Source organism: Bacillus sp. X1(2014), from assembly GCF_007678255.1.
Genome location: NZ_VEED01000008.1, coordinates 215447 through 241048, shown reverse-complemented (window position 1 = coordinate 241048; position 25602 = coordinate 215447). Strand labels below are relative to the sequence as shown.

Sequence of the window (25602 nt, the reverse complement as noted above, 5' to 3'; positions counted from 1 at the left end):
GTTTATTTTCTTTCCACAAAAGCACATAAAAACCTGTTGAATCCATCAACAGGCGCGTAATATCTTCCTAACCCATCTAACGTCTGTATGTTAAATAACGTTCATACCAAATATCAATAAAATCTGGTGCAAATGGGCCATTCCGTTGCCGAATCCATTGAATCAGTTTTTCAACATTCCTTTTTAGAATTTGATCAATTGGATCTGGGTAATTCATTTCACGGCGATGACGTTCATACTCATCTTCGTCTAGTAAATTAAAAGTCATATCTGGAAACACCTTAATATCTAGGTCATAATCAATATACTTTAGTGCTTCGCCATCAAAAATAAAAGGGGAACTGATATTACAGTAGTAATAGATACCATCCTCACGAATCATACCAATTACGTTAAACCAATATTGTGAATGGAAATAACAAATGGCTGGTTCTCTGGTTATCCACGTTCTGCCATCTGATTCTGTCACTAGTGTTCGGTCATTGCCTCCAATAACCAAATTCTGTGTCCCTTTTAAAACAGTTGTTTCTTCCCAGACGCGATGGATGTGCCCATTGTGCTTATAGCTATGTATTTGCATTGGTTCACCTTCGATGGGTACGCCCATGTTTCTCCCCTACCTTCATTCCTGAACGCTTTGTAACCCTATTTGAAACCGTTAGATAAATAATGACAAAAGGTAACAAAGTACAATTCCTATTTATTATTATTATAACGGTTGAGAACAGATTTTAAAACAAAAGAGCCATATTTCGATGGCTCTTTGTAAAAATTTGCGAATTTTTAAAGGAGATTCTTTGATTTTCCACCTAAAAGGAAGCTGTTAAGTTCATTTCCCGATAGGAATTGATTACTTCTTCTGTCTGCTTTTCAAAAATGGACTGGATCTCTTTTAACTCATCTTTCATCAGCCGAATCTCTGATTGTATACTTTCAAGATCCGTCGACTTCTGTAATGTCTGAAGCTCCACTTCGATTTGTTGACAACGCTCAAGTTCTCCTTGTAGATATAATAATTTATCCATCGTCACCAATTGTTCGGAAACTAATCTGTTAAAATGATCCATTTCCCTCACCGCCTTCTTATTTGTTCCTAATATGTATTCTTGAACAAGTCGTATTCTCCTTTGAAAATTTATGTAGACATTAGAGAAGTTTTGTCGAAATTATGACCCGAGCCCTAGGCGCTGGAGCTAGACAGTTAACCAAGTACAATGACACAGAAAGAAAGACACTCTATTCGAATCTAGAGTGTCTTCTTTTGTTAAGTATTATTAGCTTTGACCAAATTGGCCATTGCCTTGGTTTTTACGTGCTTGAGATTGTTGATTTTGTTGTCTTACTTCAGCAGCATTCGTTTCACTCGCAAATTCAGTTCCGAATGAGCCAGCAGCAGCTGAAGAGCTTGCAGCACCTGCAGTACCTGCAGTACCAGCAGCAGAACTAGCATTTTGAGCTCTTACTTCAGCAGCATTTGTCTCGCTAGCAAATTCAGTTCCAAATGAACCTTGAGATCCAGATTGCGATTGAGCGTTTTGTTGTCTTACTTCCTGGATGTTAGTTCCAGCTGAAGTTTTGTTTGGCTGTTGATTGAATTTAGCCATGTTAATCACCTCCACGAATATAATGTATCCATGCTTCGTGGAGATTATCCGCAAAAAATATTATTTAAAAATAATTAAACGAGCAATGAAATTCCACCATCAATAATGATGGTCTGTCCCCTGATCATGCTTGATTCATCTGATAATAGGAACATAACACAATTTACCATATCCTCAATTTCTACCATTCGTCCTGCAGGAGTTTTTTCTTTGGCCTCTTGAAGCAGTTCTTCACGATTTGGAAAATGCTTTAATGCTTCCGTATCAACTGCGCCACCTGAAACTGCATTAACGACGATATTTTTAGGGGCTAATTCAACCGCCAAATATCTAGTTAGTGCTTCTAAAGCCGCCTTGGAAACGCCAACGACCGTGTAATTTTCTAAATATCGGATCGAACCAAGAGAACTAATGCTGACAATTTTCCCGCCGCCAGTTCGTTCCATTAGTTTGGCTGCTTCTTGGGCACAAAACAGCAAGGCTTTACTATTAATATTTAAAGTCCAATCCCAGTGATTTTCTTCAAGTTCCATTACTGGTCGTTGTACGCCTGAGGCAGCATTATTTACAAACACATCTAGACGGCCGAATTCTGCATCTATTTGGGTAAACATATCTTTTATTTTCGCTACATCGCCAACATTTGCTTTAACAACTAGTACTTTTCTGCCTAGTGCCTCTATTTGCTCCGCTGTCTCTAGAGCTGATTTTTTACTTCTAGCATAATTAATGACAATATCATATCCTGCTTCAGCTAATCGAAGAGCAGTCGCCTTTCCGATACCCCTGCTGCTTCCAGTGATGAGTGCTACTTTTTGAGTCATCCAACTATTCCCTTCTATGTTATATATATTTGATCAATGTCTAGCTACATGGCCCAACGGCTAGTGGACTTCGCTCTTTTCCCTACGATAAGTCAAAGGGCTCAGCCCATACGCCGCTAAACGGGCGCCTGCGCTTTTCAATTTATTTTATCTTTTCCACGAATAGAAGACAATTAATATTAAACAATAAGAGTAAATAACCTTGGAAAGGAAGAAATGCTAATGTATGTAGGACGTGATATGACCGAACTGTCGATGATGTCGAAATCGGATTGGAAAAGCAGTGAACTTGCATTTTTCCACCATTCTTTGCAGCAAATTGCCCCCTATTTAAATAGTGAGGGACAAACGATCCATCGTGAAATTATTGAGGAAATCGAAAGCCGAGGAGGCATTAAGAGACAAGAGGCAGATTATACCCATGGTACGAAAACAGTATACGATTAAGAAAAGCGCAAGCGCCCTGGTCAGCGGCGTATGGCCTGGAGCGCTCCAACCGAGATAAAGGAAACACGAAGAGCCGGAGGTGATTCGATGTTGACTTATCGTAGGGCGGAGAGCGAAGGACACTAGCCGCTAGGGCGCTGGAGCTAGACAGTAATCTAAGTTCAAAAATTTATACTTTCTTACCATTTTAAAAAACGCCGCAGCTTTTGCGGCGTTCATTCCTTTTGGCGTTCTTGATAAAGCTTAAGCATTTTTTGGTAGGAAACAGGGAAAGCAAATTCTTTCATTTCTTCTATTGAAACAAACTTCCACTCGTCACTTTCCTGAAAATCAGATTGGAAGGTACCTGTATAGACATTAATATTCCACACCAAATGAGAAAAAACATGTTCGAGCTGCCCAATAATTTTTTCTAGTTTTACTTTTATATTTAGGGTATGCTCAAATAAATCTATAGTCTGCTCCCGATCATTTTGTAAGGGATGATGAATTTCAACATTAGGGAACTCCCATAAATTTGCGAGCAAACCTGTTGCCGGCCGCTTGTGGATTAATACCTTTCCATTCCCATCTAAAAGGACAGCTGCAGCAAGTTGAACATTTCTAGTCTTATTTTTTTTAGTCTTGATCGGAAGTTCATTTTGAACACCATCCTCAAACCCTTGGCAATGTTCCCTAACAGGGCATAATAAACATGATGGAGAGGTTGGTGTACAAATTAATGCTCCCAATTCCATTAAAGCTTGATTAAAGGAGGATGGGTCATCATGAGAAATTAATTCACGAACTGCCTTTTCAAATATTTTTCGTGACGATGATTTTGCAATATCTTCCCAAATTGAAAGAATCCTTGAAAATACCCTCATTACGTTTCCATCCACAGCGGGTTCAGGGATTCCATAAGCGATACTTAATATGGCTCCTGCCGTATAAGGCCCAACTCCTTTTAGCCCAGCGATTTCCTCAGGACTATTTGGTACAATTCCGCTATACTTCTCATATACTTCCTTAACTGCTGATTGTAAGTTTCTTACCCTAGAATAATATCCGAGTCCTTCCCATGCTTTCAAAACCTTATCTTCCTCAGCTCCCGCTAGGTCTTCAATAGTAGGAAACCACTCAATAAAACGATTAAAATAGGGAATAACCGTATCCACTCTTGTTTGCTGCAGCATAATTTCTGAAACCCATATTTTATATGGGTCTTGGTCTTTTCTCCAAGGCAGGTCACGTTGTTCATATTTAAACCAGTTAATTAAATCTGTTTGAAAAGCAGATTTGTTGATTTTTTCTATATTCTTTAGTTCAATAATCATAACTTTTGTTCCTCCAGATGTAGTTAAACTGCGTGAAAAAAGGCATTATAATAAGTAATGTATTTGTTTTACGATAAATTAATTGAGCATGTTTGACAAGAATTATATTTGAAGGAGGATTTCCTTTTGGATACAGGAACACACGTTGTCATGGGAATTGCTCTAGGTGGTTTAGCAACTCTTGACCCTGTTGTCGCTAGCAGCCATGCTACCACGACTAGTGTCTTAATTGCTACAATTGCAGGATCGCAAATACCTGATATTGATACGGTTTTAAAGTTAAAGAATAATGCCATTTACATTCGCAATCATCGAGGCGTTACCCATTCCATTCCAGCTGTGATTTTGTGGCCGCTTCTCTTAACAGCCGTTATTTATCCGTTTTTCACTGGTGCAAATCTATATCATTTATGGGCTTGGACATTTGCAGCGGTCTTTATTCATGTATTTGTTGATATATTTAATGCATACGGAACACAAGCTCTAAGACCATTCTCTTCAAAATGGGTCGCCCTAGGCGTCATCAATACCTTTGATCCAATTATCTTTGGAATTCATATACTTGGAATTATTATTTGGGTATTAGGGGCAGATCCCGGCTATACCTTCTTGGTCATGTATGCCATAATTGTCGGATATTATCTCATGCGCTTTAAGGCAAAACATCGTGTTATGGCTGAGATAAGAAAAAAAATACCAGATGCAACAGAAATAATTATCGCACCAACAATGAGGTTTCATCAATGGCGAATTGCTGCCATGAACGAAAAACAGTTTTTTGTAGGAAAAGCAGTAGATAATGAAGTCGAGATCTTAGATTATTTTAACCGCATACCCGTTCCCAAGACTCCTGTAATTGAGGCGGCAAAGAAGGATAAAAATCTTTCTGCCTTCTTATCCTTTTCGCCAGTCTATCGCTGGGAAGTAGATGAATACACTGATTTTTTCGAAGTTCGCTTTATTGATTTACGTTACCGGAGCAATGGCCATTATCCGTTTGTGGCTGTCGTTCAATTAGATTGTGACTTGAAACCGATTAGTTCATATACTGGATGGGTTTTTAGCGAAAAGAAATTACGGAAAAAGTTAAGCATCATTCCAAGTTAAAAAAAGCGGTGACGAAATTGAACTGCCCCGTAAATGTTAGACACTAAACTAACATTTACGGGGTGTTTTTATGGCCAAATTTATATCGGAAGAAAAGATTCAAGTTCTATTAAGATACATAGAAGGAAATGAAAGCATTGAAAAGATCGCAGGAGAAGTAAAAGTTAGTCCCTCTATTTTAAGTGGATGGGTTAGGCTTTATGAACAATTCGGTTAAGAAGCATTTATTAAAAGATATACAAATTATTCTTTAGAATATAAACTAGATGTACTTAAATATATGAACGAAACGGGTACATCTTCTACAGACACAGCTGCTATTTTCAATATTTCCTCACCAGGAATGATTCGAAACTGGCGAAATGCTTTTGAAACTGGAGGAATTGATGCCCTACAACCAAAGAAAAAGGGGCGTCCATCCATGAAAAGAGAGTCAAAGAAATCTCCTCAACCAGTAGAAAGATCATTAGAAGCCTTACAGGAAGAAAACGAACGTTTACGAATGGAGAATGCCTACTTAAAAAAGTTGAATGCTTTAGTTCAAACCAGGAAAAATTACAAACAAAATCAAAGCGCAAGAAATTTTCGAACTAAAGGATGAGTATGAGGTTGTGGATTTAGTTGAAGTCGCTGACATTCCACGAAGCACGTATTATTATTGGGAAAAACGGTTAACTCAACCAGATAAATATGAGAAAGTAAAAGGAGCTATCCACGAGATCTTTCATGAACATAGAGGGCGTTATGGGTATCGTCGTATCACGAAAGAGCTAGCAAAAAGAGGTTTCCAGCACGATCCAAAAACCATTAATCGGTTAATGAATGAAATCGGTTTAAAATGCATGGTACGCATGAAGAAGTACCGTTCTTATAAAGGAAATGTAGGCAAAATCGCTCCGAACGTTTTAAATCGCGATTTCTCTGCCGAGAAAATGAATCAAAAATGGGTAACTGACGTCACAGAATTCCACCTGTTCGGTGAAAAACGTTACCTTTCTCCAGTACTTGATTTGTGTAATGGCGAAATAATAGCGTATACCGTCATGAAACGTCCTGTTTACAAATTGGTGGGTGATATGTTAGACCATGCGATTGAACGTCTTCAGCCGGGAGACCAAGTAACTCTTCATTCAGATCAAGGTTGGCATTATCAAATGAAACAGTATCAAAAAACATTGGAACAGCACCAAATTACACAGAGTATGTCCCGAAAGGGTAACTGTTTGGATAATGCAGTCATGGAAAATTTCTTTGGCTTATTAAAGTCTGAACTTCTATATCTACAGAAATTTGACAGTATTGAGCATTTTGAACAGGAATTAGCCGACTATATTTACTATTACAATCACAAACGAATGAAGGAAAAACTAAAAGACCTAAGTCCAATCGAATACCGGACTCAGGTCTTGGAAGCTGCATAAACTTTTTTGTCTAACTTTATTGGGTCAGATCAAAATGTCACTCGCTTTTTTTAGTTTATGCTATTTTTTTCCTGCTTTAAAAAGTCCTTGTATTTTGGGTTGGTTGCCACAAATTCGTGCAGCCTTTCCCCATAGTTTTCAATCCATTGCTTGACAATTCTCTCTGTCATGTCACTGCCCTTATATTCTCTGCCTGCCTTTGCGTAGGTGGTTTCAAAATCTTCCCAAAGAAGTTCAACCCATGTTCTTGCTTGATTATAACTTAGTTGGTTATTTTTACTTAATAGCAGATTTGCTAATTCATCATGGTAATTGTTCATGTTCACACCTCATTGCCAATTTCTTTTAACATAACCTAAATTAATAACGCAGATACTAATGTTACGTGGTAAGCATTAAGAATGCCTTGCTTTTCACGTGCTCTCATTCCATTTTGGAGGTATATCATGAGAAATAAAGAAACTGGATTCCCAAATCAAAATAACAATAAATTCGAGGGAGAACCACGGGCTAAAGCAGAGTATGCATCAAAAAGAGCGGATGGCACGATTAATACCCATCCACAAGAGCGAATGCGTGCATCTGGGGAGCGCGACGATGAGTCGCCACAAGTTTATAAATAGTTTTTAGGTCGTAAACATAAGACAAGCCAGAGGGTGGGTTACTCTCTGGTTTGTCCTTTTTATTATTACTTTTTTAACAGGGAGATTGGTAATGCCTCTTCATGACCGTCACCTCTGAGGCGATACCCCCAAGCAAACACACCGTTTAAATAGTCAATTTTAAAAAATTGGCCTGGGTTTCCTTCTAATTCATAAAGCTCACCTGGTTTAAACTCATTCGGGTCCATTAGGTATGCTTTTGCCATTTGTACCTTTCGTTCCAGGACGGCAAACTCACTCACCATCCCCATTTGTTCGGCTTTTCTGGCTTGTTCTTGAAGGCTGCCAATTTCCTGTCGTAACTCATGTTCTGTCATTGTACTATAGCGTTTATCCTGTTGCATAGTTAATCCACACCCCTTATCCCTTTATTTTAGTATAGTAATTTTTATATAATTAATAAAGATATTAATGAAGGAGAATATTTTTTATGAAAACAATCATTATTACTGGGGCTGGTTCCGGTTTAGGAAAAGAATTGGCACACCTCTTTTCACAGAAAGGTTATCAATTACTTCTTACTGGGAGGACGATTGAAAAATTAACATCGGTTAGAGATGAAATTATAGCTGATGGGGGAAAGGCAGATATCCTGCCAATAGATATTCAAAACGCGGATGATGTATCAAAAAAAGTAGAAGAAATAAGCCATACATATACAATTTGCGGATTAGTCAACAATGCAGGTGTTGGGCATTTCGGTCCCTTTGTTGATATAGATGACCGGCAAATTTCCGAAATGATTAATACAAATATTCTCGGGACTCTATTTATGACAAAAGCAATATTACCTCATATTCTTAAAACACCTGATGGGCGAATTATGAATATTATTTCAACAGCAGGTTTGCGTGGAAAAGTGAATGAAGCCGTCTATGCAGCCAGTAAATTTGCGGTTAGAGGGTTTACCGAAAGTTTGCAAAAGGAATATGAAGATCACAGCATTAAAATAAATGCGGTTTATATGGGCGGAATGGATACCCCATTTTGGGATCATAGCGACCATGTCAAAGACCCTTCCCGTTTCCGTACACCAAGTGAAGTTGCAGAAATAATTATGGAACAAATTGACCAAGATACGATTATTATTGAAGGTAAAAAATCATGACTTTTGGTCATGATTTTTCAACTTCTGCTAGATATGTTTCAATTAGCTCCATTGGGAACCCTTTTCTGTACAAGGCTTGCTTCATCTTTTGTTGAAATTCAAACCCGCTGAACTTACTATATTTTCGAAGTGCCTTTTCACCTTGAAATCTGATTGCCTCCATATCCTCATCAGCTTCGGTGTTTATTGAAGCTTCATTAACAGCGATATGAGTAACTTCATAAGAATATCCTTTTCTAAGCAATAAATTTTCTAGCTTTTGTTTTTGAATTTTTAATGATTCCTTCGTATTCTTTTCATAAAACTTTCCACTTATTTTGGTGGCTTTTTCAATCTGCTGTTCTAAGGGATATTCCTCTAAAGCAAGCATGAGTGTGCCTTCATCTATTCCTTTTTCCTTCAGTTCCATTTTGATGATCGTTGGACCTTTGTCAGTGGTATTTGCTTGGGTTCTTACATAAGCCAATGCAAATTCCTCATCGTTTATGTATTTCAAAACGGATAGTTTATGGATAATTTCATTAATAATAGGTTCTTCTATTTCCTTTGAAAAAAGGTAATCCCTGATTTCTTTTTCCGACCTCATCCTTCTAGATAAATAATGGATGGCTTTGTTGTATGCTTTACGTATGTCATCTTGATACTGAATTTCCATAAAGGAAAAATCGTCAAGTTCCATTCCTTTTTTTAATTGAAATTTGATTAAAACATCACTATCGACACTGAAGGCGAATTCTTCCCCCTTCCCCTTGCCGTAATCCATAAAAATATTAAAGCGGTCCTGATTTTTTTGCTGAGTGGTGATCTTTGTAATAATAGCCATGTCATTCACCTCAACATTACTTTACCATAATCCTCATAAAATATTGTAAGATAAACGTATTAAGGGGGCGGAAAAATTGAAAATTACCATTGCTGGTGGAACCGGATTTGTCGGGAAAACGCTCATGGACGAATTATTGGAAAACAATCATGAGGTAATTATTTTAACTAGAAGCGGAATAAACACAATTGGAACCAATCGAATTCGTTACGTTCAATGGCTAAGTGAAAGTTCTAGCCCCATACAAGAACTTGAGGGAACCGATATTTTTATTAATCTCGCTGGCGAATCGATCAATGGCGGGCGTTGGACACAACAACGAAAAGAAAAGATCTTAACCAGTCGTTTAAAAGCTGTTAATGCTCTTCTAGACATCATTTCTAAATTAAGCACTAAACCAAGGGCACTGATTAATGCAAGCGCCATAGGTATTTATGGAACATCTTTTGAGAAAATCTTTACAGAAAAAGAAAACCATGGGTTCGGGAATGATTTTTTGTCCAAAACAGTGCAGCAATGGGAAAATGAAGTGAGTAAAGCCTCCCAACCAGAGTTACGCACCGTTTTTTGCAGGTTTGGAATCATCCTTGATAAGCAGGAAGGTGCTCTTCCTAAAATAGCTTTTCCTTATAAATCATTTATTGGTGGGCCCCTTGGAAATGGAAGACAGTGGATGTCTTGGATTCACATTGATGATGTGGTTAAGGGTATATCCTTTATTATCAATAATGAACATATTAATGGGCCGGTTAATTTTACCGCACCGAACCCGGTAAGAATGAATGAATTTGGGAAAACACTTTCTAGTGTACTACACCGTCCGCACTGGCTGCCTGTACCAAGCTTTGCCCTTCAACTGCTTCTTGGTGAAATGAGTACATTGGTTGTTGAAGGGCAAAAAGTATTACCTGAAAAGCTTTTAGAAAATGGTTATCAATTTAAGTATTCAAATCTAAAATTAGCATTAAAAAATATATTTTCTTAAAAACCGTATCATTCTTTTCTTAAAAGGTAAAAATGGAAATAAGTACATAAAGTGCTTCTATTTTTTACCACATAGCTTGATGACGATTAACTAAAAAAACTGTTGAAAGGAATGAGCAAAATGGCGGAAAAAAAGAAAAAGGATAAGGATCGTGGAAAATACTCTCTAACGAGTATGCAAGAGGTATCTTATCAAAGAGAATTTAAAATGGCAGATCGTGCTGGCGGGTTTCACGACAAGAAAACGAGACTATAGTGATCGAAATGGTTTCTGCTGAAGTATTTTCCATTCATGGTTCCCTTATAAGTTGTACATCATAGTAAAGGAAGCAATTTTGCTTCTTGGATGTTAACTATGAAAGGGGTTTTTAGTAATGGGCCGTATGCATAATGGAACTGGAAATAGTAACAAAAGTTCACTTCCACAAACACCTAAGAACCTAAAAATAACAGATGGAAATGACGTCGAATATTCTGCAGAATTTGCGGACCATGCAGACCTTGAGGCACTAGCACGTGCCAACGCAGCGAATCAGCGTGTACAATCCAATAGAAATAAATAAATGCTTTTGTAGGTGAATCAAAAAAGAAGCAGGTCATCCTGCTTCTTTTTTGATGATTAAAGGGAAAAAGCTTTATATCGAGTTCTGCAAGTCCTCATTATTTTTTGACACAATGGTTTGGAAATCATCTGTATAGGCGATTATTTCTCCCCATTCCATTAGTTCCTCATCGGAAATCTTCCACGTATGTTTATCGGCATCATTTCTGATAACCGCAAAATGAAAGCGGTCAGTTGAATAGACCTTAAACCCCTTCTCCTTACATTGTTCAATGAAAAAGAAATCCTCAGCTCGATTTACTTTTTCAAATGGAACTTGTTGACAGACATCTTTTCTAAACATTAATGTCGCTCCAGCAACAGTGTCTGTGATTGAATTCTCATTACCCGGTACATGGATTAGCGCTTTTTCATTTTTAAAATAGATATATAAAGAGTTTTTTCCGATAATAGAAACATCTTTATTTTTAAAAGCAGCCATCGAACTTTTAATGTAATCAGGCCCATAATAGTCATCGTCATCAAATTTTGCAATAATATCATAATTCGATTTCATAATCCCAAAATTTAAGCAGTCACCTAATGTTGCATTTTCGTGTAGTTGATATATCTGGACATTACGATATTCCCTAGCCTTAGTAATCCATCTATCCATATTCATAGAATCCTTATTTAGGATAATGATCAACTCTTTATTCTTCCAGGATTGCTGTTTATAATTTTTAAAAACATTATTGATATTCTCTTCCCTAATTGTACAAGTAATAATGGAAACCACTCTCTCACTCCTTTAACTTTGAAAATTATTTTATGAATTCATGACCTTATCTAAAAGGGTAGTTAAATTAGTAAACTTTTTAAGAGCTTTAATAGAATTAATTTCTTCATAAAACTCATTAATGTCTGCAGAGCCAAAGCCTGCCGCTCCTAGAATATTTATATGACGGATGTCGATTTGAAGTAAAAGAACAATTGTTTCAAGAATGTGCATGAATTTTTTTTGGAATTTTTGAAATTGCTCTGGATATGATTGAGTGAGTAATTTATATTCGTTTAATACCTTACTCATTGTTAATAAATCTGCAAGACCTGAAATCTCTACTCCGAGAATAAGAACATCGATGTCATGATGCTTTAAAATAAACAGTCCAAGGTTGCTAATTGCCTCTTTCCATTTGCTTTCACCTATAGGGTGTTCTTGATGATACGTGATCAAATCATTTCTAGCAATATATGTGGCACCCATTTTATATAAACGATATCCTAGTTCCCAATCTTCGTAACCGTACTGGACAAAGTCTTCATCGAACAATCCTGCCTGAGTAATAAACTCTTTTTGAATGGAAACATTCCCTGTAAGAAATGCCATCCATGGAAAGGAAAACCCTTCCAAGTCAGCAGCAAAATTATCGGTTATCGTTTGGAACCATGGGTATGTTACAACTCCTATATCCTTGAAAGCTTTTCTTGCAATATCGCTTTTTTCCAACAACGGGTACGGTTGTTTAGATGGATTTTTAAAGTTTTTGAACCTAGAATAAAGCAACTGATTATTTTTCGCTAAAGTTTCGATATTGTTTATTTTCTCCTGAGTAAATTCAGGGAAGATACATGAATATATGACTTTTGAATGCATTACTCCTGACAAAATATGCTTATTTTTTGATTGGTGGAATTTATGATGTTTTTCAACAAAATCAGGTTCTGTTATCATTTCTGCATCAAGAAAAATTAGAGTGCTCCCTCTTGCTGCACGAATGCCTAAATTTCGAACCTTCGCTCTTCCTAGGTTCTTTTTATTACGTATATATTTGAAATGATAGGGAGGCTTATAGCCTTTTATCTTTTCTTCCGTTAGGTCAGTTGAAGCATCATCTATAAAGATAACTTCCATTTTTGAAGGATTGAATGTTTGATATTCAAGTGAGAAAAGAGTCAGGAGATTGAGTGGATATTTATTTAGGGAAGGAATAATAATACTGACTTCAATATCTTGGCTATTATTTACTAGGGTTTCTGTATTTAGTTTCTCGTTGGAGCTTGTGTCCTTATTATTTGGGGACTTTTTGGTTTTTGCATTTACCTTCTGTGCTTCTTGTTCATTTACAGTCGGAGTTGGCCAAAGACCGTATAGCCCTTTCTCGTTTCCAGTAAGCTTTTTATTCAAAAAATTATTAAGATTTTTTTCTGTGCGGGAATGATCCCAAAGTCTAATTTCATATATATTACCATTAAAGAATAGACCTGGCTGCCCGCCAATCATCCCAGATGGATAGACATAGTTTTTAGGGCTTCTATCCCCTTTTTTTACAAACTTCCCATTAATGAATAGCTGCGGCTCTCTTTCATCATAGACAACAGCAATGTGAATGAGATCATTAATGCTGGCTTCATAGACTAACACCGCATAAATATACTCGTTAGTATGTTCATAAACCGTTATTCCATTTAGTCCAACTGAAACACTAACCCCAGCATCATTATTGGACATCCCCTGTCCAGGACCAATCATAAAATTCGTTCCAGTTCCATCAACTGGATTATCCCGAGATTGTTTATCGATATGATGAACATTTTCAGGTAATACCCAAAACTCATAGGTAAATGTATTTTTCAGATCCGTTAATAAACGTCCATATAAGCTATTCCATAACATGACGCACCTCTTCAATTTACTTTATGAATAACTAGTCCATTTGGTTTGCTTTTACACAATATGAATACCATTTGATTTTGACTAAACTTATCCCCATTTATAGGTTGCTTTATTTAATTTTTTTAGCTATTTGTTGATTCCCTCCAATTAGGAGAATAGAAGTTCATAAAAAAAAGAGCTCATGCGCTCTTTTTTACGGAATAATTACTTATTTTTTAACTTATATGGCAGCTAATGTTACTTCTTTATCATTGCTTTCTTTTTCATACTCCCCTAAAATTTGAAAGCAGCACTTTACGTTCTGATCACTAATTAACTGTTTAATTAACTCAGTATTTGCCCGGATAATTGCTGTCTCCTCACTAGGTTGAGTAATCCATTTAATTAGTGGGTTGTTATAATCTTTTGTGAGACCTTGAATTATCCATAATTCATCTGCATGCTCTTTTTTATCTCCTAAATGAATTGCTGGGGTCTTTGTGAAATACTTATTTGTCAGCTTATTTTGACAGACATAGACTAAATCTTCGATTGCTGCACTTGCTGTTGGAAACATGCCAGCACCTGGTCCTTGTAATGTAATACTACCAACAAGATCTGTGTAAACATTTACGGCATTTTCTACCCCTTCAATAGAATAAAAAGGATGATCCTTTCCAACAAGGACAGGTCTAACAGCGGCCTTAATTTGATCACCTTTCTTACTTATACTTGCAATATGTTTAAACCTAAGACCAAGTCTTTCAGCCGCCTCGATTAATTCACTTGTAATTGAGGTAATCCCTTCCCGTTCAACATCCTCCCAATTTGGTTCCTCACCAAATGCAATTCTGCTAAGAATCATTGTTTTATAAAAAGCATCAAAGCCCTCCACATCATTGGTTGGGTCTGCTTCAGCAAACCCCTTTGCTTGTGCTTGACTTAAGGCGTCAGCAAATGACTGCTTCTTCTCACGCATTTCCGTTAAGATGAAATTCGATGTTCCATTTAGTATTCCTTGCACGTGATGAACACGGTTTACATTTAATAACTGCCTTAAGGTTTGAATAACAGGTATACCACCCGCAACTGTCGCTTCGTAACCTACTGAAACATTATGCTGCTTAGCTAACTCGAGCAGGTCATTCCCGTGGTGTGCAAACATTTCTTTATTAGCAGTAATTATGTGGCACCCTCTTTGAATCGCTTGTTTTATAAATGTAAAAGTGGGTTCTTTATTGACAATTGCTTCGACAATAACATCAAGTTGAGGAAGACTTAAAATTTCATTGAAATCTGCAGTGACTAATACATCTTCATTAATATCTCTCTTTTTATGCTTATTTCTAATTAGTACGGCTGCAACTTCGACCCTTTTTCCTAATACTCCCTCAAGTTCTTGAGCATGGGATTGTATCGTTCTATAAACACCTTCACCGACTGTTCCGAAACCTAGTATTGCTACTTTTATTACAGACATGTTAATCCACCCTTCATTTATATTAGACATGGCCAAATAGAAAAAACCCTCTTCATAAGAAGAGGGTTAGTTTCCTCCTCTTATCTGTCAGGTAAATAACCTGCAGGAATTAGCACCTTTTCAAGAATTACCTTGATGGTTGCCGGGCTTCATCGGGCCTAGTCCCTCCGCCGCTCTGGATAAGAGTTTTATGTAGTTGTTTCATTAAAATTCCAAGTTATAAAAAGAATTCTAGTTGAATCCTTTGTAGTTGTCAATATTATTTGAAATTTCTTTTTTTTACAGAGGTAACAGAGTTACTTCTCCCTTGTCCCCCAGAAGGTCTATCATTTCTAACCACTCCTTCGGTTTATTTGAAAGAATGGAATAATAGGTCGTTAGGAAATCCTTTACTAGATTTGCCGGTAATGTATCTATATTTTCATCTATTGGCATGAAACATAAATCAAGCCCTGTTACGGCTTCCCCATTGTTTTCCCAAGAAGGATGAACATACGAAATATCAATGCGCATGTACCCCAGATGGGAAAGGACTTCACGTCGCACAAAAGGATCCATAACCTTTACGCCGCCAAATTCGTGATGTTCCACCCTGTACGGATCGTATATTTCTGCAAACATTCCATATAGATCTTTTCCATTTTCGTTGGCTAATTGTTGTAAATCCTTTAATCGGTTTTTAGCTAAAAATCGACCAAGACTGTGGCCAGGTTTACTGATGATTGTAAAATCTGTCATGGCAATATTCCAATCAGGATAGTACCGGTATTCAGTTGCACCTAAGACTTTATCACCATCGACTGCTACAAATACGCGAATACTCGGGTCTTCTAATGGCTCTTTCCATAGCTCATACTCCAGCACTTCTTCAGGGGGGAAAATTTCTCCCATTAAGTTATGAAGCTTTCTAAAATTCGGATCATCTATATTCGTGATTCTAATATAATCCATTCCGATGTACCTCCTATTCATTTAAAAGGGTTTTTCCATTCCATTAATACCGCATAATCGCAGGATTCTTCATCCTCTAGATAGTTTTCTACAATACCTACTGGCACACGGCCACAGCGCAGTAAGAAAGTAATAACAGGATCCTTTAAATCTCCTTTAATGGTAGATGCTAAATATTGCTCTGGTGTCATGTGGTTGGCTGCTTTATGATATCCCGGCATTCTTCCGCCGCCTAGTAATCGTTCTAAACCTTCCTCGATCACTACATGGTACATCGCATGCATCATCAATTTTCCTAACCCTAGTTTACGGTACCTGGGGCGGACACTGATATCAACGATGTACAAGGTATTCCCCCTTGGCTGATGGTTTCGAATATATCCATGGTCAGTGATTTCTTCCCACGTATGGTTTTTATCACTTGGGTCAAAGTCCGTAATTAAGCCTGTTAACGAGCCTGCTAATTCACCATCCACTTCAATACATAAAGCCCCTTCTGGAAACAGGGCCACATGATTGGTTAATTGCTCTTTATTCCACCATAACTCTGACGGAAAAGGAGGTGGGAAGCACTCGGATTGAATCTTAATAAGATCGTCAAAATCCTGTTTTGAATAATTACGAATGATAACCGGTACAGGTCGTTCTTGGTCAAAGACGTAAAATTCACTTCGATACATACTAAACCCACCCCTTCTGTTCACTATTCCCAGTCTGTGTATAAATCAGTTCTGCGATCACGCCAGGTTGTAACCGATCCTCGTTCTCTCACTTCATATAACAAATCTAGATCCAGGTCACCCGTCACAATCATGTCATTATTAATTTCACCCTCCACCAATATACCTTTAGGTGGAAATGGAATATCGTTTGGAGTAATGATTACCGCTTGACCAAAATTAGCGCGCATAAAGTCAACGGTCGGCAATGAACCAACTGTTCCTGTTAAGACCACATATATTTGATTCTCGATTGCCCGTGCATGGCTGGTATAGCGGACACGGTGAAAACCATGCCGATCATCTGTACAGGATGGACAGAAAATTATATCAGCACCCTTGGCCTTTGCCATCCGCACGATTTCAGGGAATTCAATATCATAACAAGTAAGGAGGGCGATTTTTCCTTTTTCTGTTTCAAAGATTTGAAAGGAATCCCCTGGTGCCATATTCCATTCATTGACTTCGGTCGGTGTAATATGGAGTTTTGCCTGCTCACCAATCCTCCCATCTGGATAAAATAAATGAGCAGTATTATACAGCTTGCCATCCTTTTCAATCACGTGCGTTCCAGCAATAATATGCATGTTTGTATTTTTGGCAAAATTAGAAAATAGTTCTCTATATTGCTCAGTAAATCTCGGCAGATCATTGATGCTTAGACTTTGCCCTTGTCCATTACCAATCGATAATAGCTGGGTAGTAAAGAACTCTGGAAAAAGGACAAACTCTGCCCCAAATTCCTCCGCGGTTTTTATGTAGTGTTCACATTGTGATGCAAATTCCTCAAAGGATTGAGCAGAATGTAGATGGTACTGCACGGCAGAAACACGAATTTTCATTATTTCCCTCCACTCATTGTAAAAATTTCTCATAAAGAGATTATCTAATATTTTCGTAATTAATACAATTTATTCAAATTAAAAGCCTGCCAAATGGCAGGCTTCTATAATTTCATTTTTATCGCTGCAGTTTTCCCTCTGCTAGCTTGATTTGCTTCTCAACTTGCTCTGGTGATGTTCCACCAAAGCTGTTTCGAACTGCCACCACATGCTCTGGAGCTAATACCGCATAAATATCTTCCTCAAATAATGGACTAAAGTTTTGATATTCATCGAAGCTCAAATCCAGCAAAAATTTGTTATTCTGGATCGCATATAAAACAATTTTTCCAATCACTTCATGAGCATCACGGAAAGGCAAACCTTTTCTCACCAAGTAATCGGCAATATCTGTAGCATTAGAAAAATCATTGTTAATAGCCTTACGCATGATATCTTTATTAACCGTCATGGTTTCAATCATCGGCGCTAATAACATTAAAGAACCTTCCAACGTTTCAACGGTATCAAACATACCTTCCTTATCTTCTTGTAAATCCTTGTTATAAGCGAGAGGTAAGCCTTTAAGAACGGTCAGCAAACCAATTAAATTACCATAGGTACGTCCTGTTTTCCCACGAAGAAGCTCTGGTACATCTGGATTTTTCTTTTGCGGCATAATACTTGACCCTGTGCAGAAGGAATCGTCCAGTTCCACAAACTGAAACTCCTGACTTGACCAAATGACAAGTTCTTCTGATAATCTGGAAATATGAGTCATGATAATCGAACCGATTGATAAAAATTCAAGAATAAAGTCACGATCACTAACAGCATCCATACTATTTGGATAAACTGTTTCAAACCCTAACAATTCAGCGACACGTTCGCGGTTAATCGGAAATGTTGTTCCTGCCAATGCCCCTGAACCAAGCGGGAGCCAATTGATACGCTTCAAACTATCAATCAATCGCTCTTTATCACGTTCAAACATCCAAAAATACGCCATTAAATGATGGGCGAAGGAGACAGGCTGGGCTCGCTGCAAATGTGTATATCCAGGAATTAAGGTTTGGACATTCTCTTTCGCCTGCTTGATTAATGCCTGTTGAACATCTTCTACTAACTTAATAAGTTCCGTCGTTTTTGTTCTTAAATACAGATGCATATCGGTAGCCACCTGATCATTACGACTGCGACCTGTATGAAGTTTCCCACCGACAGGACCGATTTTTTCAATTAATAGTTTTTCAATATTCATATGGATATCTTCATCTTCAACTAAAAATTCAACCTGATTATTATCAACCAGCTTTTTTATGGTGAGAAGACCATCCTTAATTTTCTCGGCATCCTCCACGGGAATAATGCCACACTCCCCCAGCATTTGCACATGAGCGAGGCTTCCAGCAATATCCTCTTTAGCTAACTTTTGATCAAAAGATATTGAGGCTGTGAATTCCTCTACTAGCTTATTGGTTTCTTTTGTAAAACGGCCGCCCCATAACTTAGACATGTAGTGTTCCTCCTTAACCCCTAACAACAGAGCCCTCGAAAAGGACTCGAGGGCAATCCGAATTATTTTAAAATAGATTCCTTTTTATTCACTTCTGAATTAACCTTTGTCGGTAAACCCCAAATTTTAATAAATCCTACGGCTGCATTATGATCAAACGCATCGCCCTTTGAGTATGTTGCAAGTTCCTCATTGTATAGGCTGAATGGAGACTTTCTACCTACAACCGTATGATTCCCTTTATGAAGCTTGACGCGGATGGTACCTGTAACCGTCTTTTGCGTTTCATCAATAAACGCATCAAGTGCTGGTTTGATAGGAGAATACCAAAGTCCTTCATAAATGATTTTAGCCATTTGCTGTTCAACTTGTGTTTTAAATTGAGATACCTCACGAGTTAAGGTTAAAAACTCTAATTCTTTATGAGCATTGATTAAAATGAGTGCAGCAGGATTTTCATAGACTTCACGAGATTTAATCCCCACTAATCTATTTTCGATATGGTCGATACGGCCTACACCGTGTTTGCCGCCAAGGGCATTGATAGTTTCAATTAATTGTACAAGCGGAAGTTTTTCACCGTTAAGAGCTACTGGTACGCCCTGTTCAAATTCTATTTCAACATATTCAGCCTCATCAGGAGTTAACTCAATCGGATTCGTCCAATCGAAGGCTGCTTCTGGTGCCTCAGCCCACGGATCTTCCAACACTCCTGCCTCACATGCACGGCCCCAAATGTTGGCATCAATTGAGAACGGGTTATCTAAATCAACGGGAATTGGAATACCGTTTTCCTCAGCATATTTGATTTCTTCGTCACGAGTCATTCCCCATTCACGAACAGGGGCAACGACCTTTAGGCTTGGGTTTAAAGCTTGAATGGAAACTTCAAAACGAACTTGGTCATTTCCTTTCCCCGTACATCCATGGGCTACAGCAGTAGCTCCCTCTTTTTCTGCTACCTCCACTAATAATTTAGAGATTAATGGGCGAGAAAGGGCTGATGATAATGGATATTTCCCTTCATATAAACAATTCGCTTTTAAGGCAGGTAAAATATATTCTTTTGCTAATAATTCTTTTGCATCGATCATATAGGCTTTTACCGCACCAACATTCAGTGCTTTATTTTTAATTGCCTCTAGGTCTTTTCCTTCACCGACATCGAGACCTAATGCAATCACATCGTAACCATATTTTTCTTGTATCCATTTTACTGATACAGATGTATCTAAACCGCCTGAATAGGCTAGAACGATTTTTTCTTTTGTCATTTTTATAATTCTCCTCTTACTATCAATGTATTTTTATCCAACCGATAGAATTATTATACACCAAGTTCCATAGAAAGTGAAACTATTATTCTAGTAAAAGTTTTAAAATTGCTTTTTGAGCATGCAGGCGGTTCTCAGCTTCATCAAAAACAACTGATTGAGGACCATCAATGACCTCTGCTGTTACTTCTTCGCCACGGTGTGCCGGCAAACAATGTAAAAAGATATAATCATCTTTTGCAAACTTGCACAGTTCTTCATTTACTTGGAAACCTTGGAATGCCTTCAATCTCTTTTCCGTTTCTTCTTCCTGCCCCATGCTGGTCCACACATCTGTTACAACGACATCTGCACCTTTAATCGCTTCTTGGGGATCATTTGTAATTATCAGTGAACATCCAGTTTGTTTTCCCACTTTGATAGCATCTTCGGTTATTTTTCCATTAGGCAAATAGCCTGGTGGACTAGCAATGCTAATATCCATGCCGACTTTCATGGCACCCTCCATTAACGAATGGGCCATATTGTTATTACCGTCCCCGATATAGCATAGCTTTAAGCCGGCTAATTTCCCTTTATGTTCAAGTATTGTTAATAGATCTGCCAACACTTGAGTTGGGTGTTGAAGATCGGTTAAGCCATTAATGACCGGTACTGTTGCATGTTCAGCTAATTCCTCTACCGAATCATGTGAAAAAGTTCGAATCATTAATCCATCGACATAACGGGACAACACTTTAGCCGTATCTGATATGCTTTCTCCTCTACCTAATTGGATATCTTTTGAACTTAGAAATATCGCATGTCCTCCGAGCTGCAGCATTCCTACTTCAAATGATACTCTTGTACGGGTTGAGGATTTTTCAAAAATCATTCCTAAAACCTTTCCGGCTAAATACGGATGTGGTTTGCCTTGTTTTTGGAGTTTCTTCATCTCTACCGCTTCGTTTAAAAGATAGAGGATTTGATCTGTACTGAAATCAGAAAGCTGTAGGAAGTCTTTTCCTTTCAGCTTCTGAACAGTTTTATTACTAATTTCAAATAAATTAATGGCCTCACCCATGAACGGCACCTCTCTCTTCTAACTTGTAAAATTCATTCACAGATCGTACCCCAAAATCGGATCGCGCCCCTTTTTCAAGGCCAATGATCGCTTCAATTGTATCTAAGTGTGTAAAAACAGGTACTTTGTAACGAACAGCATGTTCGCGAATCTGGAACCCAAATTTAATTTTATTCCTACCTTGATTTGGTATATTAATTACAGCCTTCATGGACTGGTTTCGGAAAAGATTAAGGACTTCATCATCGCTCTTAATTACTTTTTCAACATGTATTCCATTGTCTTGAAAATAGGCAGCTGTCCCTTCTGTCGCAGCAATCTTGTATTGTTTTTTTACAAGTTTTTGCATTATTGGAAGTGACGCTTGCTTATCTCGATCGGCGATGGAACAAAAAAGATAATGTTCCTCTGATTGACCGCCTAGGGATGGAATTGATTTTTCGAGAGCCTCTTGATAGGTTACTCCCATACCAAGTGCTTCACCTGTAGATTTCATTTCAGGTCCGAGAACATGGTCGACACCTTTAAGTTTACTAGATGAAAACACCGGTGATTTAACCGAAAAATAATCTGGTTCATCCATCAGTCCTTTTGTTGAACATAAATCGCTGAGTGTTTCTCCTAATTGAACACGCGTCGCCCATTCGATCATCGGTATTCCTGTGACCTTGCTCATAATTGGTACCGTTCTTGATGAACGAGGATTGACTTCAAGTACATTCACCTGTTCTTGATAGATTACAAATTGAATGTTCATGATTCCAATTACCGGTGCTGAGTTAGCGATTTTCCCGGCGTAATCAATTAATGTTTCTTTCACTTTTTCTGAAAGTGACACCGGCGGGAACACTGAAATACTGTCACCAGAATGAACACCAGCTTTTTCGATATGTTCAAAAATTCCTGGTACGACGATATTTTCCCCATCACAGATGACATCAATCTCGCATTCTAGTCCAGGTAAATATTTATCTACTAATAAAGGCCACATGGAAGCTTGCGAATTCTTCTCAAGCTGCGCTATATATTGGTTCAATTCCGCTTCTGAAAAAATCGTAAACATCGATTGGCCGCCTATGACATAGGATGGTCTCACTAATACTGGATATCCTAACGCAGCCGCTGCTTGTTTCAGTTCTTCGGGATGTGCAACGGTTTGTCCTTCAATATGCGGAATACTTAAATCCTCTAACAGCTGATAGAATTCTTTTCGATCTTCTAAACGATCGACATTTTCCACGGTCGTGCCTAAGATTTTTACTCCCTCTTCTTCTAATGCATGAGCGATATTAATGGCCGTTTGACCGCCAAACTGGATCAATACACCGTCGACCTTTTCTTTTTCGATGACATGAAGCACGTCCTCAGCAGCGAGTGGTTCAAAATAAAGGCGGTCCGCAACAGAATAATCGGTACTCACTGTCTCAGGGTTATTATTGATAACCACTGCTTCGTATCCCTTTTTCTTGATTGCTTTTGCTGCATGCACCGAACAGTAATCAAATTCAATTCCTTGGCCGATTCGAATCGGACCTGAGCCAATAACAAGAATCTTTTTCTTGCTTGTTACCTCAACCTCGTCAAATCCATGCCAGGTAGAATAATAGTAAGGAGTGACGGCATCGAATTCTGCCGAACAAGTATCCACCATCTTATAGCCTGGTTTCCAGTTCAGTTCTTTCCACTTGCTTCTTACTTGTTTCTCTGGAATGGCATATATTTGAGATAATAGCTTATCGGCGACATTATTTCGTTTTGCCTCTTTAAGCAAGGAAACAGGAACATCATTCCAGTTATAGGAAGCCAATTCTGTTTCTAACGTAACGATTGAGCTAATTTTGTGCAAAAACCATGGATCAATCTCGGTAATTTGTTGAACCTTTTCAAGGGAAATTCCTCTTCTAAATGATTCTGCAATGATAAAAAGTCTCTGGTCATTCGCTTGTTTAAGAAGTCCAATTAAGGTCTCTTCTTCCATTGTTTTATTTCCCTCGAGACAAAGCCCATAGACATTCATTTCCATCGAGCGAATAGCCTTGTTTAAGGCTCCTTCAAAGGTCCGATCAATCGCCATTACTTCCCCAGTCGCCTTCATTTGCGTTCCTAAGGTACGATCTGCTTCAGGAAATTTGTCAAAAGGGAAGCGAGGCAGTTTCACCACAATATAATCAATCGCTGGCTCAAATGAGGCAAACGTATTACCTGTTATCGGATTCACAATTTCATCCAAATGATACCCAATCGCACATTTCGCTGCCATCCGTGCAATGGGATAACCAGTTGCTTTGGATGCAAGTGCTGATGAACGGCTCACCCGCGGATTTACTTCGATAATATAATATTGATTCGATGCTGGATGCAGTGCAAACTGGATGTTACAGCCACCGATGATCTTTAATTCTTTAATTACTTTTATTGAAGAATCACGAAGCATTTGATACTGGACATCTGTTAATGTTTGCGATGGAGCGACTACAATCGAGTCACCTGTATGAACGCCAACTGGGTCCATATTTTCCATATTGCAAACAATGATGCAGGTATCATTTGCATCTCTCATAACCTCATATTCAACTTCTTTCCAGCCTTTAATACTTCTTTCTACTAATACTTGATGAATTGGGCTTGCTGCTAAGCCTTTTTTTAGAACTGTTTCAAATTCTTCTTCATTATAAGCAAAGCCGCCGCCATCTCCTCCAAGTGTATATGCAGGACGAATAATCACTGGAAATCCAATTTCTTTAACGAAAGATACCCCTTCCTCGAAGCTGTGAATAATAGCTGATTCAGGAATGGGCTCTCCAATTTCAAGCATCAAACTGCGAAACTTTTCTCTATCCTCGCCATTTTTTATGGATTCGACAGAAGTTCCTAATAATTCCACATTGTATTTACTTAAAATATTTTGTTCGTAAAGTTCAACGGTTAAATTTAAGCCGGTTTGGCCTCCTAAGGTGCCAATAATTCCGTCTGGTTTTTCTTTCTTGATAATTTTTTCAATGGTCTCCACATTAAGCGGTTCAATATATACCTTATCAGCAACCGCTTCATCCGTCATGATGGTTGCCGGGTTATTATTAATTAAAACAACTTCAATGCCTTCTTCTCTCAAGGCAATACATGCTTGTGTACCTGCATAGTCAAATTCTGCAGCCTGCCCAATAACAATTGGACCTGATCCAATCACTAGTACTTTTTTTAAGGTTTTATTTAATGGCATATACTGTCTCTCCCATTGATGCTATCTGACTTACGAAATCTTTTAAGATATACTCTGTATCGCTTGGCCCCGGATGGGCTTCAGGATGAAATTGTACGGTTTGAATCGGAAAATTCTTATGCTTCAAACCTTCAATTGAACGATCATTTACATTACGGTAAGTGACATCAAATACTTTGTTGTCTATACTTTCATCAACCACAACATAGCCATGGTTTTGTGCAGTGATTTTTACCTTCCCAGTAAATAGTTCTTTTACTGGATGATTGCCGCCGCGATGTCCATAAGCAAGTTTTGTTGTTTTTGCTCCGTAAGCTAAAGCTATTAATTGATGCCCCAGACAAATTCCCAGTGTTGGATAGTTTTGGCTAATCTTTTTAATTTCTGGAAACCATTTTTTTAAATCCATCGGATCTCCAGGACCATTACTGAACAGGACTCCATCTGGATTCAATGATTTTATTTTTTCATAAGACGTATTATATGGAACAATGGTAACCGCACAGTTTTCATCTAGCAGGGCGTTAAGAATCGACTTTTTATATCCAAAATCCATTAACACCACATGCGGACCGTTGTTTTTGAAAGATTGAATTTTTTTGGTTGATACCTTCTCTACCCAAAATGAACGATTATCTGATTCTAAATTTTCGTTATTCTTTGTTTTGCTTAAATACCCTTTTACAGTCCCGCGGCTGCGAATAGTTTTTACTAAAAGTCGAGTATCGACATTCGCAATCCCTGGAACCCCTGCATCTTTAAGATTTTCAGAAAATTTATTGATGGATTGATAATGGCTTGGGGTTTCACATAAATCACCGATGATGACCCCAGACAAAGCTGGAGAGATACTTTCATTGTCAATTGCATTTATTCCATAATTTCCGATGATCGGATAACAAAATGTAATGATTTGTCCAGCGTAAGAAGGATCGGTGATAATCTCTTGATACCCCGTCATGCTAGTATTAAAAACCACTTCCCCGAGAGAATCTTTTTCGGCACCAATTAGTACTCCTTCAAAGACTTCGCCCGTTTCCAAAGTAAGGTATCCATTCTGCAAAC

At 38.0% G+C, this 25602-nt stretch carries 26 protein-coding genes, 1 pseudogene and 1 riboswitch; of the genes and pseudogenes, 8 read left to right on the top strand and 19 right to left on the bottom strand.

Going from position 1 to position 25602, the window contains the following annotated elements:
- Nucleotides 1-76 precede the first annotated feature (76 nt).
- The 4 genes from ntdP to fabL form a co-directional block, all read right to left on the bottom strand.
- The gene (ntdP, locus tag FS608_RS16815; protein WP_098576231.1) at nt 77-607 is read right to left on the bottom strand and encodes a nucleoside tri-diphosphate phosphatase; all 531 of its coding nucleotides are present in this window, start codon (nt 605-607) and stop codon (nt 77-79) included.
- Between the two features lie 202 nt (nt 608-809).
- On the bottom strand, nt 810-1067 hold the full coding sequence (locus FS608_RS16810) for a YgaB family protein (protein ID WP_144553040.1): 258 nt from the start codon (nt 1065-1067) through the stop codon (nt 810-812).
- Between the two features lie 207 nt (nt 1068-1274).
- On the bottom strand, nt 1275-1604 hold the full coding sequence (locus tag FS608_RS16805; protein ID WP_144553098.1) for a gamma-type small acid-soluble spore protein: 330 nt from the start codon (nt 1602-1604) through the stop codon (nt 1275-1277).
- 74 nt (nt 1605-1678) lie between these two features.
- Nucleotides 1679-2428, bottom strand: a complete 750-nt coding sequence (gene fabL, locus FS608_RS16800) for an enoyl-[acyl-carrier-protein] reductase FabL (RefSeq protein ID WP_026564350.1) — start codon at nt 2426-2428, stop codon at nt 1679-1681.
- A gap of 222 nt (nt 2429-2650) precedes the next feature.
- On the opposite strand from fabL, the gene FS608_RS16795 reads away from it, so the two are divergent.
- Nucleotides 2651-2875, top strand: a complete 225-nt coding sequence (locus tag FS608_RS16795; protein WP_144553038.1) for a hypothetical protein — start codon at nt 2651-2653, stop codon at nt 2873-2875.
- A gap of 215 nt (nt 2876-3090) precedes the next feature.
- On the opposite strand, the gene mutY is transcribed toward FS608_RS16795, so the two are convergent.
- Nucleotides 3091-4191, bottom strand: coding sequence for an A/G-specific adenine glycosylase (gene mutY, locus FS608_RS16790; protein ID WP_144553036.1), 1101 nt, complete (start codon nt 4189-4191; stop codon nt 3091-3093).
- A gap of 126 nt (nt 4192-4317) precedes the next feature.
- Here mutY and FS608_RS16785 point away from each other — a divergent pair, with 126 nt between their 5' ends.
- On the top strand, nt 4318-5298 hold the full coding sequence (locus tag FS608_RS16785; protein ID WP_144553034.1) for a metal-dependent hydrolase: 981 nt from the start codon (nt 4318-4320) through the stop codon (nt 5296-5298).
- A 70-nt stretch (nt 5299-5368) separates the two neighbouring features.
- Nucleotides 5369-6719 (top strand): annotated as a pseudogene (locus FS608_RS16780) (IS3 family transposase).
- Between the two features lie 50 nt (nt 6720-6769).
- Here FS608_RS16780 and FS608_RS16775 read toward each other — a convergent pair.
- Nucleotides 6770-7039 carry a YfhJ family protein gene (locus tag FS608_RS16775; protein ID WP_144553032.1) on the bottom strand — a complete coding sequence of 90 codons (270 nt, stop codon included), beginning with the start codon at nt 7037-7039 and terminating at the stop codon, nt 6770-6772.
- Between the two features lie 123 nt (nt 7040-7162).
- Between FS608_RS16775 and FS608_RS16770 the strand changes: the two genes are divergently transcribed.
- The gene (locus tag FS608_RS16770) at nt 7163-7342 is read left to right on the top strand and encodes a small, acid-soluble spore protein K (RefSeq protein ID WP_186328776.1); all 180 of its coding nucleotides are present in this window, start codon (nt 7163-7165) and stop codon (nt 7340-7342) included.
- Nucleotides 7343-7407: 65 nt separating this feature from the next.
- Here FS608_RS16770 and FS608_RS16765 read toward each other — a convergent pair whose 3' ends face one another.
- A complete protein-coding gene (locus tag FS608_RS16765; protein WP_144553031.1) occupies nt 7408-7725 on the bottom strand; it encodes a YfhH family protein in 318 nt (105 codons plus the stop codon).
- An 86-nt stretch (nt 7726-7811) separates the two neighbouring features.
- On the opposite strand from FS608_RS16765, the gene FS608_RS16760 reads away from it, so the two are divergent.
- On the top strand, nt 7812-8489 hold the full coding sequence (locus tag FS608_RS16760) for an SDR family NAD(P)-dependent oxidoreductase (protein ID WP_144553029.1): 678 nt from the start codon (nt 7812-7814) through the stop codon (nt 8487-8489).
- A gap of 7 nt (nt 8490-8496) precedes the next feature.
- Here FS608_RS16760 and recX read toward each other — a convergent pair whose 3' ends face one another.
- Entirely contained in the window at nt 8497-9312 is an 816-nt protein-coding gene (recX, locus tag FS608_RS16755) for a recombination regulator RecX (protein WP_144553027.1), read from the bottom strand.
- A 76-nt stretch (nt 9313-9388) separates the two neighbouring features.
- Here recX and FS608_RS16750 point away from each other — a divergent pair, with 76 nt between their 5' ends.
- The 3 genes from FS608_RS16750 to FS608_RS16740 all read left to right on the top strand — a co-directional run bounded on the left by FS608_RS16750 (nt 9389) and on the right by FS608_RS16740 (nt 10859).
- Nucleotides 9389-10297, top strand: coding sequence for a TIGR01777 family oxidoreductase (locus tag FS608_RS16750; protein WP_144553025.1), 909 nt, complete (start codon nt 9389-9391; stop codon nt 10295-10297).
- 120 nt (nt 10298-10417) lie between these two features.
- Complete coding sequence (locus tag FS608_RS16745) at nt 10418-10552, top strand: YfhE family protein (RefSeq protein ID WP_081825373.1); 135 nt, start codon at nt 10418-10420, stop codon at nt 10550-10552.
- Nucleotides 10553-10670: 118 nt separating this feature from the next.
- Complete coding sequence (locus tag FS608_RS16740) at nt 10671-10859, top strand: YfhD family protein (protein ID WP_144553023.1); 189 nt, start codon at nt 10671-10673, stop codon at nt 10857-10859.
- 72 nt (nt 10860-10931) lie between these two features.
- Here FS608_RS16740 and FS608_RS16735 read toward each other — a convergent pair whose 3' ends face one another.
- The 11 genes from FS608_RS16735 to FS608_RS16685 all read right to left on the bottom strand — a co-directional run bounded on the left by FS608_RS16735 (nt 10932) and on the right by FS608_RS16685 (nt 25600).
- On the bottom strand, nt 10932-11636 hold the full coding sequence (locus tag FS608_RS16735) for a glycosyltransferase family 2 protein (protein ID WP_144553021.1): 705 nt from the start codon (nt 11634-11636) through the stop codon (nt 10932-10934).
- Between the two features lie 30 nt (nt 11637-11666).
- Complete coding sequence (locus FS608_RS16730; RefSeq protein WP_144553019.1) at nt 11667-13514, bottom strand: glycosyltransferase; 1848 nt, start codon at nt 13512-13514, stop codon at nt 11667-11669.
- A gap of 220 nt (nt 13515-13734) precedes the next feature.
- Entirely contained in the window at nt 13735-14973 is a 1239-nt protein-coding gene (locus FS608_RS16725) for a homoserine dehydrogenase (protein ID WP_144553017.1), read from the bottom strand.
- Nucleotides 14974-15050: 77 nt separating this feature from the next.
- Nucleotides 15051-15159: riboswitch (SAM riboswitch) on the bottom strand.
- 93 nt (nt 15160-15252) lie between these two features.
- Entirely contained in the window at nt 15253-15924 is a 672-nt protein-coding gene (locus FS608_RS16720) for a GNAT family N-acetyltransferase (RefSeq protein WP_144553015.1), read from the bottom strand.
- Between the two features lie 17 nt (nt 15925-15941).
- On the bottom strand, nt 15942-16604 hold the full coding sequence (locus FS608_RS16715) for a GNAT family N-acetyltransferase (protein ID WP_144553013.1): 663 nt from the start codon (nt 16602-16604) through the stop codon (nt 15942-15944).
- 23 nt (nt 16605-16627) lie between these two features.
- Nucleotides 16628-17485: a carbon-nitrogen hydrolase family protein gene (locus FS608_RS16710; protein WP_144553011.1), complete on the bottom strand. Its 858-nt coding sequence runs from the start codon at nt 17483-17485 to the stop codon at nt 16628-16630.
- 118 nt (nt 17486-17603) lie between these two features.
- Nucleotides 17604-18980, bottom strand: a complete 1377-nt coding sequence (gene argH, locus FS608_RS16705) for an argininosuccinate lyase (protein ID WP_144553009.1) — start codon at nt 18978-18980, stop codon at nt 17604-17606.
- Nucleotides 18981-19042: 62 nt separating this feature from the next.
- Complete coding sequence (locus tag FS608_RS16700; RefSeq protein WP_144553007.1) at nt 19043-20254, bottom strand: argininosuccinate synthase; 1212 nt, start codon at nt 20252-20254, stop codon at nt 19043-19045.
- An 85-nt stretch (nt 20255-20339) separates the two neighbouring features.
- Nucleotides 20340-21317 carry an ornithine carbamoyltransferase gene (argF, locus tag FS608_RS16695; RefSeq protein ID WP_144553004.1) on the bottom strand — a complete coding sequence of 326 codons (978 nt, stop codon included), beginning with the start codon at nt 21315-21317 and terminating at the stop codon, nt 20340-20342.
- Nucleotides 21310-24537, bottom strand: a complete 3228-nt coding sequence (gene carB, locus FS608_RS16690) for a carbamoyl-phosphate synthase (glutamine-hydrolyzing) large subunit (protein ID WP_144553002.1) — start codon at nt 24535-24537, stop codon at nt 21310-21312. The genes argF and carB overlap by 8 nt, the downstream gene beginning before the upstream one ends.
- A complete protein-coding gene (locus FS608_RS16685) occupies nt 24524-25600 on the bottom strand; it encodes a carbamoyl phosphate synthase small subunit (protein ID WP_144553096.1) in 1077 nt (358 codons plus the stop codon). The genes carB and FS608_RS16685 overlap by 14 nt, the downstream gene beginning before the upstream one ends.
- Between the last annotated feature and the right edge of the window lie 2 nt (nt 25601-25602).

Excerpts from the sequence above, each read along its gene's own strand:
- carB (WP_144553002.1), bottom strand. The coding sequence starts at position 24,537 with ATGCCATTAAATAAAACCTTAAAAAAAGTACTAGTGATTGGATCAGGT.
- mutY (WP_144553036.1), bottom strand. The coding sequence starts at position 4,191 with ATGATTATTGAACTAAAGAATATAGAAAAAATCAACAAATCTGCTTTT.
- FS608_RS16760 (WP_144553029.1), top strand. The coding sequence starts at position 7,812 with ATGAAAACAATCATTATTACTGGGGCTGGTTCCGGTTTAGGAAAAGAA.
- FS608_RS16725 (WP_144553017.1), bottom strand. The coding sequence starts at position 14,973 with ATGTCTGTAATAAAAGTAGCAATACTAGGTTTCGGAACAGTCGGTGAA.
- FS608_RS16730 (WP_144553019.1), bottom strand. The coding sequence starts at position 13,514 with ATGTTATGGAATAGCTTATATGGACGTTTATTAACGGATCTGAAAAAT.
- recX (WP_144553027.1), bottom strand. The coding sequence starts at position 9,312 with ATGGCTATTATTACAAAGATCACCACTCAGCAAAAAAATCAGGACCGC.
- fabL (WP_026564350.1), bottom strand. The coding sequence starts at position 2,428 with ATGACTCAAAAAGTAGCACTCATCACTGGAAGCAGCAGGGGTATCGGA.
- argF (WP_144553004.1), bottom strand. The coding sequence starts at position 21,317 with ATGGGTGAGGCCATTAATTTATTTGAAATTAGTAATAAAACTGTTCAG.
- FS608_RS16810 (WP_144553040.1), bottom strand. The coding sequence starts at position 1,067 with ATGGATCATTTTAACAGATTAGTTTCCGAACAATTGGTGACGATGGAT.
- FS608_RS16795 (WP_144553038.1), top strand. The coding sequence starts at position 2,651 with ATGTATGTAGGACGTGATATGACCGAACTGTCGATGATGTCGAAATCG.
- FS608_RS16805 (WP_144553098.1), bottom strand. The coding sequence starts at position 1,604 with ATGGCTAAATTCAATCAACAGCCAAACAAAACTTCAGCTGGAACTAAC.
- FS608_RS16775 (WP_144553032.1), bottom strand. The coding sequence starts at position 7,039 with ATGAACAATTACCATGATGAATTAGCAAATCTGCTATTAAGTAAAAAT.
- FS608_RS16720 (WP_144553015.1), bottom strand. The coding sequence starts at position 15,924 with ATGGATTATATTAGAATCACGAATATAGATGATCCGAATTTTAGAAAG.
- FS608_RS16745 (WP_081825373.1), top strand. The coding sequence starts at position 10,418 with ATGGCGGAAAAAAAGAAAAAGGATAAGGATCGTGGAAAATACTCTCTA.
- FS608_RS16700 (WP_144553007.1), bottom strand. The coding sequence starts at position 20,254 with ATGACAAAAGAAAAAATCGTTCTAGCCTATTCAGGCGGTTTAGATACA.
- FS608_RS16740 (WP_144553023.1), top strand. The coding sequence starts at position 10,671 with ATGGGCCGTATGCATAATGGAACTGGAAATAGTAACAAAAGTTCACTT.
- FS608_RS16715 (WP_144553013.1), bottom strand. The coding sequence starts at position 16,604 with ATGTATCGAAGTGAATTTTACGTCTTTGACCAAGAACGACCTGTACCG.
- ntdP (WP_098576231.1), bottom strand. The coding sequence starts at position 607 with ATGGGCGTACCCATCGAAGGTGAACCAATGCAAATACATAGCTATAAG.
- FS608_RS16710 (WP_144553011.1), bottom strand. The coding sequence starts at position 17,485 with ATGAAAATTCGTGTTTCTGCCGTGCAGTACCATCTACATTCTGCTCAA.
- FS608_RS16765 (WP_144553031.1), bottom strand. The coding sequence starts at position 7,725 with ATGCAACAGGATAAACGCTATAGTACAATGACAGAACATGAGTTACGA.
- argH (WP_144553009.1), bottom strand. The coding sequence starts at position 18,980 with ATGTCTAAGTTATGGGGCGGCCGTTTTACAAAAGAAACCAATAAGCTA.